The sequence below is a fragment of the Roseicitreum antarcticum genome, assembly GCF_014681765.1.
Lineage (GTDB): Bacteria > Pseudomonadota > Alphaproteobacteria > Rhodobacterales > Rhodobacteraceae > Roseicitreum > Roseicitreum antarcticum.
In genome coordinates, this window is sequence record NZ_CP061502.1 from 306,709 (window position 1) to 324,391 (window position 17,683).

At 64.1% G+C, this 17,683-nt stretch carries 16 protein-coding genes; all 16 read right to left on the reverse strand.

Going from position 1 to position 17,683, the window contains the following annotated elements:
* Window positions 1-8: 8 nt before the first annotated feature.
* The 16 genes from yjfF to H9529_RS20025 all read right to left on the reverse strand — a co-directional run bounded on the left by yjfF (window position 9) and on the right by H9529_RS20025 (window position 17,013).
* Complete coding sequence (gene yjfF / locus H9529_RS19950; protein WP_092888546.1) at window positions 9-965, reverse strand: galactofuranose ABC transporter, permease protein YjfF; 957 nt, start codon at window positions 963-965, stop codon at window positions 9-11.
* The gene (locus tag H9529_RS19955; RefSeq protein WP_092888543.1) at window positions 962-1,981 is read right to left on the reverse strand and encodes an ABC transporter permease; all 1,020 of its coding nucleotides are present in this window, start codon (window positions 1,979-1,981) and stop codon (window positions 962-964) included. The genes yjfF and H9529_RS19955 overlap by 4 nt, the downstream gene beginning before the upstream one ends.
* A complete protein-coding gene (locus H9529_RS19960; RefSeq protein ID WP_092888541.1) occupies window positions 1,978-3,483 on the reverse strand; it encodes a sugar ABC transporter ATP-binding protein in 1,506 nt (501 codons plus the stop codon). The genes H9529_RS19955 and H9529_RS19960 overlap by 4 nt, the downstream gene beginning before the upstream one ends.
* Before the next feature lie 176 nt (window positions 3,484-3,659).
* Window positions 3,660-4,613, reverse strand: coding sequence for a galactofuranose ABC transporter, galactofuranose-binding protein YtfQ (gene ytfQ / locus H9529_RS19965; protein WP_092888538.1), 954 nt, complete (start codon window positions 4,611-4,613; stop codon window positions 3,660-3,662).
* A 143-nt stretch (window positions 4,614-4,756) separates the two neighbouring features.
* Window positions 4,757-7,222 (reverse strand): protein translocase subunit SecD, encoded by a 2,466-nt coding sequence (secD, locus tag H9529_RS19970; RefSeq protein ID WP_092888535.1) that lies wholly within the window; start codon window positions 7,220-7,222, stop codon window positions 4,757-4,759.
* Between the two features lie 47 nt (window positions 7,223-7,269).
* Complete coding sequence (locus H9529_RS19975) at window positions 7,270-7,704, reverse strand: hypothetical protein (RefSeq protein ID WP_092888532.1); 435 nt, start codon at window positions 7,702-7,704, stop codon at window positions 7,270-7,272.
* Window positions 7,701-8,621 carry a calcium/sodium antiporter gene (locus H9529_RS19980; protein ID WP_092888529.1) on the reverse strand — a complete coding sequence of 307 codons (921 nt, stop codon included), beginning with the start codon at window positions 8,619-8,621 and terminating at the stop codon, window positions 7,701-7,703. The genes H9529_RS19975 and H9529_RS19980 overlap by 4 nt, the downstream gene beginning before the upstream one ends.
* A gap of 307 nt (window positions 8,622-8,928) precedes the next feature.
* Window positions 8,929-9,255 (reverse strand): hypothetical protein, encoded by a 327-nt coding sequence (locus H9529_RS19985; RefSeq protein WP_143033503.1) that lies wholly within the window; start codon window positions 9,253-9,255, stop codon window positions 8,929-8,931.
* Complete coding sequence (locus tag H9529_RS19990; RefSeq protein WP_397544919.1) at window positions 9,252-9,947, reverse strand: orotate phosphoribosyltransferase; 696 nt, start codon at window positions 9,945-9,947, stop codon at window positions 9,252-9,254. Before H9529_RS19990 ends, H9529_RS19985 begins: the two co-directional genes overlap by 4 nt.
* A 26-nt stretch (window positions 9,948-9,973) precedes the next feature.
* On the reverse strand, window positions 9,974-11,230 hold the full coding sequence (locus tag H9529_RS19995; protein WP_218132132.1) for a Zn-dependent hydrolase: 1,257 nt from the start codon (window positions 11,228-11,230) through the stop codon (window positions 9,974-9,976).
* A gap of 8 nt (window positions 11,231-11,238) precedes the next feature.
* Window positions 11,239-12,177, reverse strand: a complete 939-nt coding sequence (locus tag H9529_RS20000; RefSeq protein WP_092888518.1) for a dihydroorotate dehydrogenase — start codon at window positions 12,175-12,177, stop codon at window positions 11,239-11,241.
* Entirely contained in the window at window positions 12,174-13,013 is an 840-nt protein-coding gene (locus H9529_RS20005; RefSeq protein ID WP_092888515.1) for a dihydroorotate dehydrogenase electron transfer subunit, read from the reverse strand. The genes H9529_RS20000 and H9529_RS20005 overlap by 4 nt, the downstream gene beginning before the upstream one ends.
* Window positions 13,014-13,025: 12 nt before the next feature.
* Window positions 13,026-14,306, reverse strand: coding sequence for a TRAP transporter large permease (locus H9529_RS20010; RefSeq protein ID WP_176847098.1), 1,281 nt, complete (start codon window positions 14,304-14,306; stop codon window positions 13,026-13,028).
* Window positions 14,306-14,803 carry a TRAP transporter small permease gene (locus H9529_RS20015; RefSeq protein ID WP_092888509.1) on the reverse strand — a complete coding sequence of 166 codons (498 nt, stop codon included), beginning with the start codon at window positions 14,801-14,803 and terminating at the stop codon, window positions 14,306-14,308. The genes H9529_RS20010 and H9529_RS20015 overlap by 1 nt, the downstream gene beginning before the upstream one ends.
* Window positions 14,804-14,980: 177 nt before the next feature.
* Entirely contained in the window at window positions 14,981-16,003 is a 1,023-nt protein-coding gene (locus tag H9529_RS20020; protein ID WP_092888506.1) for a TRAP transporter substrate-binding protein, read from the reverse strand.
* Between the two features lie 116 nt (window positions 16,004-16,119).
* A complete protein-coding gene (locus H9529_RS20025) occupies window positions 16,120-17,013 on the reverse strand; it encodes a helix-turn-helix domain-containing protein (protein WP_218132131.1) in 894 nt (297 codons plus the stop codon).
* Between the last annotated feature and the right edge of the window lie 670 nt (window positions 17,014-17,683).

Sequence of the window (17,683 nt, forward strand, 5' to 3'; positions counted from 1 at the left end):
TCAGGTTTTTACGGGCTGACGCGCAGCCGGAGCAGCCCCTTCTGTAGCAGAATGAACATCAGCAGAAGTGCACCGATAACGATTTTTGTCCACCAGCTGGACAGGCTTCCGTCAAAGACAATATAGGTCTGGATCAATCCCATCGTCAGCACGCCGATCAGCGTTCCGAACATATATCCGTTGCCGCCGGTCAGAAGGGTGCCGCCGATCACCACAGCGGCAATCGCGCTGAGTTCGACCCCCACCGTCGCGAGCGGATAACCGGCCGACGTGTAGACTGAGAACACGATCCCCGCCAGCCCGGCCATGAAGCCGGAAAAGGCATAGACCGCCACCGTGGTACGTCCCACCGCAACCCCCATCAGCCGCGCTGTCGCCTCGCCCCCGCCAAGGGCGTAGACATTGGTGCCAAAGCGCGTGCGGTGCAATACGATCATGCCGATGACGACCGCGGCAACCATGATCATGCCCAGCAGCGTCAGCCGCCCCCTGCCCGGCATCAGGTAATAGGCGCGCTGCATCATCTCATAGAACGGATCGACGATGGGGACCGAGTCGATGGAGAGCATGTAGGCTGCGCCCCGTGCCAGAAACATCCCCGCCAACGTCACGATGAAGGGCGGCATGGCCAGCAGGTGGATCATCCCGCCCATGGCCGCGCCGAACGCCGTGGTGATGGCGAGCAGCAGCGCGAAGGCCAGCATGGGGTGCATGTCCGTTTCGCGCAGTACCACCGCGATGAACACGCCGGAAAACGCGATGACCGACCCCACCGACAGGTCGATCCCGCCAGAGATGATGACCACCGTCATCCCCACAGCGACAATTCCCAGATAGGCGTTGTCAGTTAGCAGGTTGCCGATCACCCGGGTGGACAGCATGGCCGGGAACTGGATGTAGCAGATCAGGTAGGCCAGAAGGAAGATCGCGATGGTGGCATAAAGCGGCAGGGCGCGGATGCTCATGTGCCTTCCTCCGTCTTGGTCTTTTGCGGACTGCTCTGTCGTCGGGGCATCAGTACCGCCAATTGCGGCAGCAGCCGGGGCGATTGCAGTACCAGGATGATGATGACCAGCACCGCCTTGATGACCAGATTGAATTCGGACGGGAAGCCGGCCAGCAAGATGCCGGTGTTGATCGTCTGGATGATCATCGCGCCCAGCAGCGAGGCAAGGATGGAAAACCGCCCGCCCAGCAGCGAATTGCCGCCGATCACCACCGCAAGGATCGCATCCAGTTCCAGCCACAGGCCCGCGTTGTTGGCGTCAGCGCCGCGGATATCAGCCGTGGCGATGATCCCTGCAAGGGCGGCACAAAAGCCCGACCCCATGTAGACCGCAATCAGAAGGACGCGGCTGTTGATGCCGGTCAGGGTGCTGGCGCGCAGGTTGATGCCGATGGATTCCACCAAAAGCCCCAGCGCGGTACGCCGCACCAGCAGGCCAAAGCCGATGCCGGTCAGCACCCAGATCACCGCAGGCACCGGTACCCCCAGCAGCGTGCCCGATCCAAGGTAGGAAAACCCGTCGTGGTCGAATGTCAGGATCGTGCCGCCGGTAATCAGCTGCGCCACCCCACGCCCTGCGACCATCAAGATCAGCGTGGCGACGATGGGCTGGATGCCGAAAACCGCGACGAGCAGCCCGTTCCACAGCCCGCAGATCAAGCCCGACGCGCCCGCAATACCCAGCGCGGCCCACATGCCGAAGCCCTGATCTATCGCCCAGGCGGCGCTGGCGCCGCAAATCGCCATCACTGCGCCCACCGACAGATCGATGCCGCGCGTGGCAATCACCAGCGTCATGCCAATGGCCAGCAGCGCCACCGGCGCGCCACGTTTCACCACGTCGATCGGAATGCCCACAAGGCGGTCGTTCACATAGACAACCTCATAGAACATCGGGAAGTAAATGCTGACCAGCGCGATCACCGCGGCCAGCGTCAGCAGTTGCGGGGCGACACGGCGCAGAACCCCGCTCATGCCCCGGCCCCGGGCATGTCATCTGCAGATGCTATCGCGCGCACAATGGTATCGGTGGTCACATCATCCCCCGTCAGTTCAGAGACATGCCGCCGGTCGCGCACCACGATAACTCGGTGTGACACGGCGACGAGTTCATCCAGTTCGGATGAGATCACGAGGATCGACATACCCTCCGCGACCACATCCTCGATCAGTCGCAGGATTTCGGCGTGCGCGCCCACGTCGATGCCGCGTGTCGGCTCGTCCAGGATCAGGAAACGCGGGTTGGTGGCCAGCCAGCGCGCCAGGATCACTTTTTGCTGGTTTCCGCCTGACAGCAGGCCCACGGGTTTCTCTGCATCCGGCGTGCGGATATCGAGCCGCGCGATATAGTCATCCGCCATGCGGACCTGTTCGGCCTGCGGGATCGGGCGGGCCCAGCCGCGCCGCGCCTGAAGCGCCAGAATGATATTCTCGCGCACGCTCAGGTCAGCGATGATGCCGTCGGTCTTGCGGTCCTCTGGCGCGAAGGCAAAGCCTGCGGCGATGGCCGCGCGCGGGTTGCGCAGATCGACCGGGCCATCACTGTCCGTGACCGTTCCGCTGTCGGTGGGAGCCGCGCCAAACATCACCTCGGCGCTTTCGGTGCGGCCAGAACCCAGAAGGCCTGCCATGCCGACCACCTCGCCTTTGTGGACTGTCAGGTCAAAGGGCGCGATGCGCCCGCGCCTTCCTGTCCCCGCGAACTTGATGGCACCTTCGGCTTGGACGGCCGGGCGTTGGCGGGTGGCGGCGTCTTGTTGCAATTCATGGCCGAGCATCAGGGTGATCAGTTGCATCCGGTCAACATCCGCAGCGGCACGGGTGGCAATATGGCGACCATTGCGCAAGATCGTCAGGCGGTCTGAAATCTCATAGACCTGATCCAGAAAATGCGAGATGAAGATGATCCCCAGCCCGCGCGCGCGCAGATCGCGGATCACGTCGAACAGCATCCGCACCTCACGCGCGTCGAGGCTGGCAGTCGGTTCATCGAGGATCAGCACCCGGCCCGACAGATGCACCGCGCGGGCAATCGCCACGATCTGCTGCACCGCAACCGAGTAGTATCCCAGCGGGCGCCGCACATCGACCTCCAGCCCGTAGCCCGCCAGCATCGCCTCGGCCTGGGCGTGCATCGCGCGGGGGCGGATCAGGCCAAAGCGGCGTGGCTGATGGCCCAGCGTCAGGTTTTCCGCCACGGTCAGGTTGGGTAGGAGGTTGACCTCTTGATAGACCGTGCCAATGCCGATGGCCTGCGCCTCCAGCGTGCTTTGCGGAAAGATCGGCTGGCCCTCGAACAATATGTCGCCGGAATCGCGGTGATATGCGCCGGTCAGGCATTTGATCAGCGTCGATTTGCCGGCGCCGTTTTCACCCAGAAGGGCATGCACCTCGCCTGCCTTCAGGTCGAAGCTGACGCCGTCCAGCGCCCTGGTGCCGGGGAATGTCTTGGTCAGGTCGCGTGTGGACAGCAGCATCAATGGCCTCGCGGGGGTCTTGTGCGGCGGGTCGCGTCTGGCTCAGGCAAGGATTGGCGCGCAGCCTGTCCGACCGAACGCCTGAGGCATCGCGTTTTCGCCGCATGCCGTAACGGCAGGGCAGATCGGCAAAGGGGCGCGCGCATGTTGGCGCGCGCCCCCTGCGTCAGGTGGTATCAGTAGCCCAGATCCTTGCGGGCCTCATATTCACCGGCGGGATCATCAGACTGCGTATACAGTTTTGATTCCGTCTGGATGAACTTTTCGGGCATCGTGCCGTCGGCGAAATAGGCCTCCAGCGCGTCGAATGCCGGGCCCGCCATGTTCGGCGTCAGTTCAACCGTGGCATTCGCCTCACCCGCCGCCAGTGCCTGGAAGATGTCAGGTACAGCGTCGATGGACACAACCAGAATATCCTCGCCCGGGTTCAGCCCGGCTTCCTTGATAGCCTGGATGGCGCCCACGGCCATGTCGTCGTTGTGAGCATAAAGCGCGCAGATATCGGCGCCGCCGTTTTCAGCCTGAAGGAAGCTTTCCATCACCTCCTTGCCGCGCGTGCGGGTGAAATCGCCGGTCTGGCTGCGCACGATCTCGATATTGTCGGCGTCGGCGATGCCCTGCTCGAACCCGTTCTTGCGGTCGATGGCCGGGGAAGATCCCGTGGTGCCCTGCAGCTCGACCACGCGGCATTCCGCGCCGTCCACGGCTTCGACCAGCCATTCGCCCGCAACCCGGCCTTCGTGCACCAGGTCAGAGCCTACAGCCGTCAGGTAAAGTTCGGGCGCGCTGTCGACCATGCGGTCCAACAAGACGACCGGGATCTCAGCCTCGGCGGCTTCCTCCAGCACCGAATCCCAGCCGGTGGCAACGACCGGGGCGACCAGGATCGCATCGACGCCCTGCGCGATAAACGACTTGATCGCAGCGATCTGGTTTTCCTGCCGCTGCTGCGCATCAGAGAAACGCAGGTCGATACCGCGCCGTTCGGCCTCTTGCATCGTCACGGTGGTTTCGGCGGCACGCCAGCCGGATTCAGACCCGATCTGCGAAAAGCCGATGGTCTGTGCCTGCGCCGACAGCGCACCAAAAGTCGCAATGGCCGCGCTGGCCATCAGAGTTCTTCTAAGCATTGAAATCCTCCCGAGATCTCTCTGGCCCCCTCCGGACCTGAGTCGGAATAAATACTATTATATACATTCGGGCAAGAAATTTTTCTGTCACAGGTTGTGCGGGGTTCCGCGCCGGGGACCAAACGGCCCCGGCGCGGGTCTTGTCATTCGCCCGGGACGGGTGCGGCGACGGCGCCCAACGCCACCGGCCCGCGCGCGGCAAGCCACGCCAGCACCGGCCCGGATACGAACAGCGACGACGCGGTGGCGATCACCATGCCCGCGATCATCGGCCAGGCAAAGCCCGCCACCGCAGGCCCACCCCACAGCGCCATGGGCAACAGCGCGGCCAGTGTGGTGCCAGAGGTGAAGATGCAGCGCGCCAGTACCTGGCTGAGGCTGCGGTCGATGACCTGCGCCAAATCCGCACCGCCGCTGCTATGGAGGTTTTCGCGGATACGGTCATAGACCACCACCTTGTCGTTGACCGAATAGCCGATCAGCGTCAGCACCGCGATGATGGTGGTCAGGTTGACCTCCCACCCGGTGATGGCGATGACGCCGAAGGTCTTGGTGACATCAAGGAACAGCACCGCGATGGCCCCGGCGGCAAACTGCCATTCAAACCGCACCCAGATATAGACCAGCATCGCCAGCACTGCGAGCGCCAGCGCGATCAGCCCGGTGGTGGCCAACTCTCCGCTGATCGAAGGGCCGACGAGGTCGATCTGGGCAAAGGTGGCCCCGGGCACGGCGCTGGCCGCCGCAGCCTCGACCGCAGCAACGGTGTCCTGACCGGCAACGCCCTGCACGCGGATCAGCGCCTCGTTCGGGGTGCCAAAGGCTTGAAGGCTGGCGTCGCCTGGCACGCCTGCGGCAAGCGCCGCGCGCAGGTCGGCCAGCGGGACGGGCGCATCCGATTGCAGCACCATCTGCACGCCGCCGGTAAAGTCGATCCCCAAGGTCGGCCCCGGCACCAGCAGCGCTGCCACAGCGCCCAGTGACAGCACCGCCGACACGGCCAGCGCCAGCTGACCCCGCCGCATGAAATGCAGCGCGCGCGGGCCGGGCACGCCGCCGAACAGGGGCGCGACGCTGAGGGTCTTCAGCTTGCGCCGCCGCACCAACCATTCCATCAGCCTGCGCATCAGCACCACGGCGGTGAACATGGAAATCACGATGCCAAGGCTCATCGTCACGGCAAAACCCCGGATCGCGCCCGCGCCGAACAGGAACAAGAGCACCATGGCCAGCAGGGTGGTGATATTGGCGTCAAGGATCGTCGCCCAAGCGCGCCCATAGCCCCGGTTCAGTGCCTTCATCGCGGGGGCGCCCTTCGCGGTTTCCTCGCGGATACGGCTGAAGATCAAGATGTTGCTGTCCACCGCGATGCCCAGGCACAGGATGATCCCGGCGATCCCCGGCAGCGTCAGCGTTGCCCCCAATATCCCCAGCGCGGTCAGCGTCAGCATGACGTTCAGCCCCAGGATGCCGCTGGCCAGCAGGCCCCAGCCACCATAGAGCCCCCCCATGATCGCCACTACCAGCGCCAGACCGATGGCCCCGGTGATCAGGCCCGCGCGGATCGAATCCGCACCAAGGCCCGCGCCGACGCTGCGTTCCTCGATCACCTCCAGCGATGCAGGCAACGCGCCCGAGGTCAGAAGGACGGCCAGTGTCTGCGCTTCCTCGGCCGTGAAGTCGCCGGTGATCTGGCCCTTGCCGCCGGGGATCGCGCTCTGGATGACCGGGGCGGTCAGCACCTGCCCATCGAGCACCACGGCAAAGCGGTCGCCGATGTGATCGGCGGTGATGCGCGCAAAGGCGATGCCCCCCTGCCGGTCGAAGTCAAAGGTCACCATGGGGCGGCCGGTCTGCGGATCGAAGGCCGAGGCCGCGTGTTCCAGCCGGTCGCCCGACAGCGCCACGCGGTCCTCTACCGTCAGCAGGCCAGACCCGTCGCGCATCGGCAGCGATGAGACCCCGGGGCCGGACGCAGGGGCCACCATCTGGAAGCTCATCTTCGCGGTGGACCCCAACAGTTCACGCAGTTGGCCCGGGTTCTCGACCCCCGGCATCTGCACAAGGATGCGGTCCGCGCCCACGCGGGTGATGACGGGTTCGGACACGCCAACCTGATCGACGCGGTGGCGGATCACCTCCAGGCTTTGATCGGCGGCAGCGGTCGCGGCGCGTTCCAGCCCGCTATCGGTCAGCGCGAGGTGCAGGGTGTCGCCCACGGTGTCCACGGTGAAATCGGGCGGGCTGCCGGGCTGGGCCGTTGTGGCGGCAATGCCTTGCATCGTCGCGCTTAGCGCAGGTGCGCCCGGAGCGGTCAGCGTCAGCCCATCGGCGCGCACGGTGCCTGCGTTCAGCCCCTGCGCGCGCATTTCAGCCACAAGGGTGGTGCGCAGGTCTTGCAGCCGGTCGGCGGCCAGCGCCTCGCGGTCAACGGCCAGCAGCAGATGCGCGCCGCCCTGCAGGTCAAGGCCCAGCGATACGGTCTGGCTGGTCGCCCATGTGGGCAGTTTGTTGCGGAAGTCAGGGGAAAGGAAATTCGGCAAGGCCGTCGCAACTGCCAGCAGCAGCAGGACGGCATAGGTCATGACGACCCATGTTGGTCGGCGCATATCATTCGATCCATTTATCTGTGGGAAAGGTTCTGACGAGGTTGGCGTCAGGCCACAGGCGGCCCCCGGGCAGGGGGCAGGACAACGAATGTGAGGTATGGCAGGTGGCGGTGCGCCGCGCCGCTTGGCGCCGCGCCTTGCGGGCGGACAAGGGTAGCAGGCGCGCCGGGTATCGCGCCCGGTTCGACATCGGTGCCCGCGTCCTGCGCCGGATTGACATTCGCCGGGTTGGCATTGGCCTTCGGCCCCGCGCCCCCGACGGGATCTGCCCGTCCGGCCTCGGCGGGCAGAAGCACGCGCCCACCCTGCGCCGACGCGCCCAGGATGGCTTTGGTGTCATTGGCCTGATGCCGGGCCGTACTGCCCGCGGTGGCGGCCATACCGCCACTGGCGCCCTGCGGCACGTCGAAGAGTGCCAGCGCCAGCAGCGACAACAGCCGCAGCACGAGGGCGGTTTTGAAGGGGCGGAAGGCCCGTCTCATCCCTGCGCGGCCCAGACGTAGGTTCCGTAGGCCACCAACATCACAAGTCCCAGACCCCGCCCGATCACTGGACGGCTGAGGAACAGCGCGGCCATGACGACTGAAGCGCCGATCACCACCGGCAGGTCGAAGGTCAGGAAGCGCCCGGCCACCGGGATCGGCGTGATCATCGCTGTCAGGCCCAGAATGCCCAGCACGTTGAAGATGTTCGACCCGATGATATTACCGATAGCGATTTCCGATTGCTTCTTGATCGCCGCAATGAGCGAGGTCGCAAGCTCTGGCAGCGAGGTGCCGACCGCCACGATGGTCAGGCCGATGAACGCTTCGGACACGCCATAACCGCGCGCGATGGATACCGCGCCATCCACCAAAAACCGCGCGCCCAGCATCAAGGCGACCAGCCCGCCGATCACCCACAGAACCGAAGTCAGGATGCGGGCGGGGGGTGCTGCATCAGGATCTTCGGCGACGGCCTCACCCGGAAAGCGATAGGCCCAGATCAGGTAGGCGGCCAGGCCAGCTACCAGCACCGCGCCCGCGACGCGCCCTACCTCGCCCATGGCAAACACCGGCACCAGCACAAGTGCGGCGACCAGCATCACGGCGGTATCGCGGCGCAGCGTGGCGCCCATGACGCGGATCGGCCAGACCAGCGCGGACAACCCCACGATCAGCAAGATATTGGCGATGTTGGAGCCAAGGACATTGCCAAGCGCAATGTCGGGCACGCCGCGCCAAGCCGCCTCGACCGAGACCAGAAGTTCGGGGGTCGAGGTGCCGAAACCCACCACGGTCAGCCCTATCAGCAGCGGTGGGATCGCCATGCGGCGCGCGATACCGGTGCTGCCGCGCACCAACGCGTCACCGCCGAAGAAAAGTCCGATCAGCCCAGCAAGTAGAAAAAGGTAGTCCATGGCCGTGCCCCCGGAAGATGATGACGCATGTTGCGCGAAGCAAAGCACCTTGCCCGACTTTTTCTCAACATACTGTGGGCGGAAGTGACCTGCCCCGGGGCGGGATTTGTAGAGGAAAGAGAGGACTTACAAGGTGTCGCGGAAATTAAATCCCGCACGCCCAGGACATGATGACACAAGGCAACACCCCCGCCGCGTGTTGTTGCGCACACCGCCGCCATGACCCTGCAAAGCGCCGATGATGATGGTGGGGTGGCGCGCACCGCCGCCCCTGTCTGGCGGTCAGCCGCGACACGCCAATGACGCTTCAGGCGGTGCTGCGCATCGCGGCGGCTTCGTGTGCGATGCTGTTGAGCACATCCAGAACCGCGGCCTTGTCCCCGCCTGCGAAAGCCGCGTCGAGCGCTTTGGCATTCGCGCTGATCCGGTCGAACATGGCGTCGATCTCACGCGCGGGGACCGGCATGCGTTCGGTGAATTCCACGAAATCATCGGCCTGTTTGGCCAGCATGTAATAGGCTGCGGCCTCGGGGCCGCTGCGGGCATTCTCATAGGCGGCTTCGGCCAGCGCGCTGTAGCCGTGAATGCCGCGCCCGCGGTCCCTCAACGTGTCGATCAATGCGGTGAACATCATACAGTCCTTTCCTGGAAAAACAGCCGGGATGCCCCGCCGTGGCGGGCCGACCAGTCAAGCGGATTGTCAAGGAATGACCGGATTTCGGCCAGTTCCGATGTGCTGAAGGGGCCATCCGCCCCGGCCACGGCCAGAATATCTTGCCAGTTGGCCAGTGCATGCAGCGTCAGCCCCTGGTCGCCCAGCATGGCGCGCGTTTCGGGGAAGATGTCATAGTAAAAGATCACCAGACAATCCGAAACAACGGCGCCCGCGCGGCGCAGCGCTTTGCAAAACCGTACCTTCGATCCGCCGTCGGTGGTCAGATCCTCGATCAGCGTGACCTGCTGGCCGGGCGTCACCACGCCTTCGACCTGTGCATGCGGGCCATAACCCTTTGGCCGTTTGCGCACATATTGCATGGGCAGCGCAGTATTGGCGGCAATCAGCGCGGCAAAAGGGATGCCCGCCGTCTCGCCGCCCGCGACAGCCTGCGTGCCGGGCATGTCGGCTTGCAGCACTTCGGTCGCGCAGGCCATCAGCCGTTCGCGCACCTCAGGGTACGAGATGATGCGGCGACAGTCGATATAGACGGGGCTGACAAGCCCCGAGCTGAACATGAAAGGCCGGTCCGCCGACAGCCGCACCGCGCCGATCTGCAACAGCGCCGTCGCGGTTTCGCGCGCGATCTCGCTGCGTCTGGCGGGCGTCAGTCGGGGCATGCGGTCGGGTCCTGTGGTCATGTGTCCGTCGCTTCCAGATATTCGGAAATGATACGGGTTCCCACCATAAAATCGGCAATTTCCATCGCTTCGCGCGGATTATGCGAGCCATTGCGGTTGCGCACGAAGATCATCGCAGCCGGCACACCCGCCTGCGCAAACACTGCCGCGTCATGGCCCGCACCCGATGCCATCGAGAAAGGCGCGATACCCGTCCGGCCCATGGCCTCCATCAAACCGGCGACCATGGCGTCATCCATCAGCGCGGGGGCGGCGGGGATTTCGGGGCCGGTGTCGAAGCTGACGCCGCGCACCCGGGCGATATCGGCCATTTCCTCATGCAGATACGCGCGCATGTGGTCCAGCACCTCGGTGCTTTGCGACCGGATGTCGAGGCTGAAGCTCACGTTGTCGGCGATCCGCGTGATGGCGTGGCGCGCAGGGTCGGTGCCGACGATGCCCGAGGTCAGCACGAGGTCGCCGCCAGTTTGCAAGATGTGCAACCAACTGTCGTCCAGCCGGGTCAGAAGGTCGGCCATGGCCAGCACCGGATCATGCCGGTAGGCACGCGGCACCGCGCCCGAATGCCCGCCCGCACCGGTGCAGGTGACGGAACGGTAGCGAATATTGCCCCGGATGCCGGTGACAACAGCGGCAGGCATATCGCGTTCGATCAGCAGCGGGCCTTGTTCGATATGCAGTTCCACATAGCCCGCAATTTGGTCCAGCAACATCAGCGGTTGCCCCGCCGTCAGCGGCGCGGTGTCGATCCCCAACGCCCGCATGTGATCGGCCAGGGGGCGGCCATCGCCCTTGTGCGGCGCAGCAAGCTCCGCTGCCGTCATCTGCCCGGTCAGCGCCTTGGACCCCAGATAGCATGAGCCGAACCAGGCGCTTTCCTCGCCGCGCATCGCCAGGCATTTGACCGGGATGCGCAACCCACGGTCGCGCCCCCGGATCAGGACCAGAAGGCCCGCGACAACGCCTGCCAGCCCATCGTAATTCCCACCCTCGGGCACGGTATCGACATGCGAGCCGATGACCATGAAGCTTTCGGCATTGCGGTGCGCGGGCAGGCTGAACCACATATTGCCCGCGGCATCGGTGTCGACTGCCAGCATGTGGTCACGGGCAAGGTCGGCGAGGTAGTCCAACGCCTGCGTTTCGATCCCCGAATAGGCCGGACGGCTGACGCCCGCGCCATCGGGCGACAGGGCGCGCAGGTCATCGAATATCTGATGCGCCAGCCGCGACAGCGGGTCGGGATCAGTCATGGCAATGTTCATGTCAGCATCGCAGGAACAGGGGCGGGGGCATGCGGCAGCGCCACCGTGCCGCGCAGGTCGTTGACCGAGGCTATGCCCTGCGCCCGCAACCAATCCTCCAGCCCCGTCAGCAGCCGCTGCATCGTGGTGGGCGACTGGAAGGTCGCTGTGCCCACCTGCACCGCCGTGGCGCCCGCGATCAGGAATTCCACCACATCGGCCACCGTGGTGATGCCGCCGCAGCCGATCACCGGAATGCGCGTGGCGCTGGCCGCCTGATATGTCATGCGCAGCGCAACCGGCTTGATCGCGGGGCCCGATATGCCGCCCATCACGTTGCCCAGCCGGGGCTGCCGCGTCTCGATGTCGATCGCCATGCCCAGCAGCGTATTGGCCACTACCAGCGCATCGGCGCCTGCCGCTTCGGCCGCTTGCGCGACCTCTACCGGCTCTCCGGTATTGGGCGACAGCTTCACCCACAGCGGCAGATCGGTCGCTTCGCGCAGTTGCGCCACCACATGCCCTGTAGTGTCGGCGCGCACGGCAAAGGCGCGCCCGTCAGCCTCGATGTTCGGGCAAGAAATATTGGCCTCGATCGCTGCCACGCCGGGCACTGAAACCGCCGCCGCCAGCCGCGCGAAGGCGTCATAACTGTGCGCCGAGATCGACACGATCAGCGGCACATCATAGCGCGCCCAGAACGGCAGCGTATGGGTCAGAAAGTGCTCCAGCCCTTTCGACGGAATGCCGATGGCATTCATCATGCCGCCGGTCAGGTCGCAGACGCGCGGCGTGGGGTTGCCGGTCCGTGCCTCGGCGGTGAAGGTCTTGAGCACATGCGCCCCCAGGATGCCCAGGTCGAACACATCGGCCAGATCCTCGGTGAACGTGCCGGACGCCGGCATGATCGGATTGGTCAGATGCAACTGGCCGACAGAGGTTGCAAGCGCGCTCATGCCACGACCCCTTTCAACTGGAAAACCGGCCCTTCGCGGCAGACGCGGCGGTGCACGATCTTACCACCTTCGTGGAAGGGGCGCACGCAGGCCTGACACATGCCGAGGCCGCAGGCCATCTGCTGTTCCACCGCGATTTCGCCGGGAATGTCGTATTCTGCACCAATGTCTTGCAACATCCGGGCAAGGCGCGCGGATCCACAGGTATAGAAGGCATCCACGCCGTCGTGTGCGATGCGCGCCTCGATCAGCGCCCGCATCGCGTCAGGTGACGACGAGCCGTCGGTATCGGTGACCACGATCACCTCGGCGCCGCATTCGCGGAAATGATCGACCGACATGACGAATTCCGGCGCGCGCGCCGAACAGATCGCCGTCAATTGCCGTCCGTGCGCCTGCGCCATGCGCGCCAATGGTGCCAACGTCGCCAGTCCCACGCCGCGCGCGACCAGCATCAGCCGCTGCCAGTCGTCTTGCATGCTGAACCCCTGGCCCAGCGGGCCCAGCACATTCAGCCGGTCGCCCGGGCGCAGGGTGGCCAGCCCGCGCGTTCCCGCGCCGGTCACCTTGTAGAGGAACCGCAAGCTGCCGGTTGCCGCGTCGAAATCAAAGATGCTCATGGGGCGGCGCAGAAAGGGCTGATCGTCAGCGGTGCCGGGGCACAGCAGTTGAAAGAACTGTCCCGGCGCGCAATCCAGCACCTCGGCAGGCGCGTCGAGCGTCAGCAGCCGGTAGTCGGTATTCACCACCGCGTTGCTGCGCACCACGGTCAGCGCCTCGGCGCAGCGATAGGGCGGTGCGGTGGTCAGGGTAGAATCCTTTGGAATGGCGTTCATGGTCCTCTCCCTTCAGCCAAAGATTAGTGTCGGGATGAAAAGCGAGATCTGCGGGATGTAGGTAATCAGCATCAGCACCACGAGGTTGACCGCCAGAAACGGCCAGACGCCCCCGATGATCGTCGCCACAGGTTTGCGCAGGGTTGAAGAGGCCACGAAGATATCCAGCCCGAAGGGCGGCGTGATCATTCCCAACCCGATGTTCAGCGTGACAATCAGCCCGAAATGCACCGGGTCGATCCCCATCGCCACCGCAACGGGATAGAGCGGCGGCACCAGGATCAACAGCGCCGAATTGGGGTCGATGAACATGCCCGCAATCAAGAAACACAGGTTCACCACCAGCAGGAAGGTAATCCAGCCCGCATCAATCGCGGTCAGGAAACCGATGATCTCATTGGGCACCTGCGCCAGCGTGACGAAATACGAAACCAGGCCGCCCATCGCCAGCAGAACGAAGATGATGCAGGTGTTGATGGCGCTTTGCTCGGTCACCTCGAACAGGCCGCGCAGGGTCAGGCTGCGCAGGATCACCACCTCGACCACAATGGCGTAGACAACGCTGATCGCCGCCGCCTCGGTCGCGGTGAACGTGCCGGAATAGATCCCGCCCAGGATGATGACGGGCATGCCGATGGCCCATTTCGCCGCCCAGATGATCCGGCCCCGGCTGGCCCAATCGGCGCGCGGGGCGCGGGCAATGCCATCGCGGCGCGCGACATAATTGACGTAGATCGCGAAGGCCAGCCCCAGCACCAGCCCCACGGCCAGCCCGCCCGCAAACAGCCGCGCAATAGAGGTGCCGGTCATCCAGCCGTAGATGATCATGGTGATCGAAGGCGGAATCAGCAGGGCGGTTTCCGCGCTCGATACGATCAGCCCCAGCGAGAAACGGTCCGAATACCCGCTGCGCCGCAGTTCGGGGTAGGCCATGCGCGCCATCGCCGCGACCGTGGCAGGCGCCGAGCCCGACACCGCGCCAAACGCCATCGACCCACCGACAACAACATGCCCCATGCCGCCCCGCGTATGGCCCAGCAGCGCCTTGACCACCGACACCAATTGTTGCGCAATCTGGCCCGAGCCCATCAGGTTTGCGGCGAACACGAAGAACGGGATTGCCAGCAGGGTCGAATGATCGACCCCGCCGAGGATTTTCTGCACCACCACCAGATCGGGCAGGGTGGGGTAGAACATCGCTTTATAGGCCAGCGCGGGCACGGCCAGCACCAGAAACATCTCAAAGCCCAGCACCAGCAGGGCAACAGCCAGAATGAGGATCAGACCCAGCATCATTCTGCCCCCTCTGCATCCGCAAAGCGGTCAATCACCCCGAAGAGGCTAAGGCCATAGCGCAGCGCCAGCAGCACGAAACCCGCCACCGGTGCCATATAGATCAGCGCCATAGGCACGCCCAACGTGGGCGAACGCTGGCCGGTGCCCAGTACGAATTCAGCCAGCCCCAGCCCCAGCCAGGCGATGTAGAGGGCAAAGACCAGTCCCACGATATCGGTAATTTTCAGCAGCACCCGGCGCACACCATCGGGTAGCTTGTCGCGCAGGTTGCGGATGCCGACATGGCGCCCACGCTCCAGCGCAAGACCCAGGCCCAGAAACACCAGGAACAGGTTGAGCATGCGCACCGCCTCTTCGATCCAGGCGAAAGAGGATGCAGCCTGCCCCCCCATTTCCCGGGCGAGGACACTGGTGAAATACAGCGCCACCATGGTCAGGAATGTCACGACAAGGACTGATCGTTCGACCAGCCGGAGCATGTTTAGGGCCAGCATCACCGATCCGTCCGCTTTGGGGCATGGGGCGACAACCGGCGCGCGCCATGCGGTTCATCAGGGCTTGCGGCGGACGGCGCTCAGCACGTCCAGCGGCAAGGCGAAAAGGATCGGACCGGGGCAGGTGCCCCGGTCCGCAGTGGCATACGACCCGGCAACGGGCCTGCCGGTTGACGCTTATTGCGTCACGTTCTCATATTCTTCCAGATACACGTCCAGCAGGGCCTGACCCGCATCACCCGCCTGTGCGACATAGGCGGCCGAGGTGGCGTCAAAGGTTGCCTCGCGGAAGGCCGCGCGTTCTTCCGGGCCCGCAACGCGCACATTCATGCCCGCTTCGGTCACGGCTTCCAGCGCGCTATCGACCGCGGCTTGCTTGTTGGCGACCAGTTCGGGCACCATCTCGATGAAGGCGTCTTCGATGATGGTCTGGTATTCGGCGGGCAGGCTGTCCCACCAGGCCGGGTTGAAGATCACGACATCTTCCATCGCGCCATGGCCCGAGATCACCAGGTTTTCCTGCACCTCGAAATATTTCATCGTCTCGATGGTATCCAGCGGGTTTTCCTGCCCGTCGATCACCCCGGTCTGAAGGGCGGTATACAGCTCGCCAAACGGGATCGCGATCGCCGAGGCGTCAAGCGCGTTGAACTGTTCGATCAGTACGCGGCTGTCCATGACGCGGAATTTCTGGCTGGCATAATCGGCCAGGTCGGCGATGGGCAGGTTCGACGTTACATGCTTGCGCCCGTTGGGCCACAGCGCGATTGCATGCATCCCCTTGTCTGTAAAGCTGTCCAGCAGCGTCTGGCCAAACGGCCCTTCGCGCAGCGCCTGCGCTGCGTCCTCACCTTCAGGCAGCAGATAGGGAATGTCGAGGATCGACACGACAGGGTTGAACCCGCCCAAAAACGCTGCCGGGGCAACTGTGGCTTCCAGCGATCCGAATTGAACACCCTCGTTCATCTGGCGCTGATCGCCAAGCTGCGCTTGCGGGAACAGTGTGAATTCGACCGCGCCATTCGTCCGCTCGCTGACCAGTGCCGCGACTTTCTCCAGATGGATGTGGCGGTTCTGCGCTGCAGATTCCAGGTGCCCGATCTTGGCGGTGAAGTCCTGCGCGAAGGCCCCGCCCGACATGGAGGCCGCCATGAGCGCGGCAGCGGTCACGGTAATGGAAAGGTTACGGATGGTTTTCATTTGAATTCCCCTGTGGCTTTGATTTGGCCCAGACTTCCCGGAACCTGCGTTTCTGTCAAGCGTTTCATCTAATTTTTGAGACGGCCGCAAAAATGGCCCGCTAAACTGCCTTAATTTTAGGCAGAAATCCCGGATTCCCCGGCCTGCTCGATCAGATCTTCCAGATGGTCCGCCGCCGCCGGGCCGCGAAGTGACCGTTCCCACAGTATGCGGGCGATGCCATCGTGCAGTTCGACCGCCTCGGGCGCAGAGGTGACGAATCCCACGCCGACGGCGATATTCGGGTTATGCCCCAGCCGAAACGGACTGACCGTCAGGGTAGACCGTTCGCCCGACCGGGTGATCTGAAAACTGGTAGAAGGAAAGGGTTCAGGCGACACGCCCAATTGGATGCCAATGTCGGGTTCACGCAGCAGGCCGATGATATGGCGCACCTCACCCGCCGCTGCACGCCGCCGTGCGGCCCGCAGATCGTCTGGCAGACCGTGCCGCCCTTCAAGCCCGTCGCGCAGGAAACTTTCAATCTCGGCGGTCGATATGATCGAGGCCAGAAGCGGCCTTCGGCGCATAAACTTTTGTTTTCGCTGCGAAAGTACGTCCAGTATACGCCGCGCCTCGGCCTGCCGGTCCTGGGGGACGGATTCCGCGAACACATCGCGCAGGATCGCGTCGTAGTGTTGCGTTGTCACCAGATAAGAGATTGGGCTGAACAATCCGATGATCTGATCAGCGTCCTCCTCGACCTGCCGCATGCGTTCGAAATAGGCCAGCGCGTTGGGGATATACTCGATCCCCACGCCCAGCAGCGTCGGCAGCGAGACATTGAGTTCGCGCGAAATCGACGCGAGGGTTTCGATCTTGGTGATCTCACCCTTCTCGGCACGGTAGAGGGCGGCGCGGGAAATCCCGATGCGCAACGCCAGTTCTTCCGGGCCAAGGCCCCGCCCGATCCGGTGCGCCCGCAGCCGCGCGCCGATGTCCTGAAAGCTGATCCTGCCAATATCCGTCACGATAATCCCCAGCCCTTGGCCCTTATGCCTCGCGTCTCAATTCTGATATAAAGCGTCGCCGGGCGCAACTGTCGGTTTTTGTACTCGGCCGCCCGGCACCGGGTCTCAATTCTGATCCATCGCCGACCCTGCCCGTGCGATGACTGACTTTCCAGGCAAAGCGGCCCTGAATCTCAGTCTTTTCAGGGGTATGAGGGGAAAATGTTTCGCATGCGAAACAGCGTTTTTTAACAAGTGGTTATCGGCGTTTCGCAGGCTCGTGCGCTGGCCCTGCCGCATTGCGCCGACCCGCCAGCCTGCGCGCTAAACCGCCCTTTATCGGCTGCGCGCGGGGCGCCGCCACCGCGATTCCATCAGACGGCCCCCTAATTCCTGCAAAGGCGCGATTTTGTGGCACTGCAAAAAACCGTCAATGTTATCAGGTACTTAAAATTATACCAATGTGATATATTAATCGTTGATTTATGCATTTGACTTGTGACCCGGTTAAGCCCCTCAATAGTGCCATGCGGTTTTGCCCACTGGGAGGCGGGCAGAACCTTTCCGCGAAACACGAGGCCCGGACCCGGCAAGACCGGGGCAACAGCGGTTGCCCGGCCATGTCCAGAGGCCGGGTACCATAGGCCAGAGCCAGCAAATTTGTGGCCAGACGCGCGTCGGTAAGGGGGGA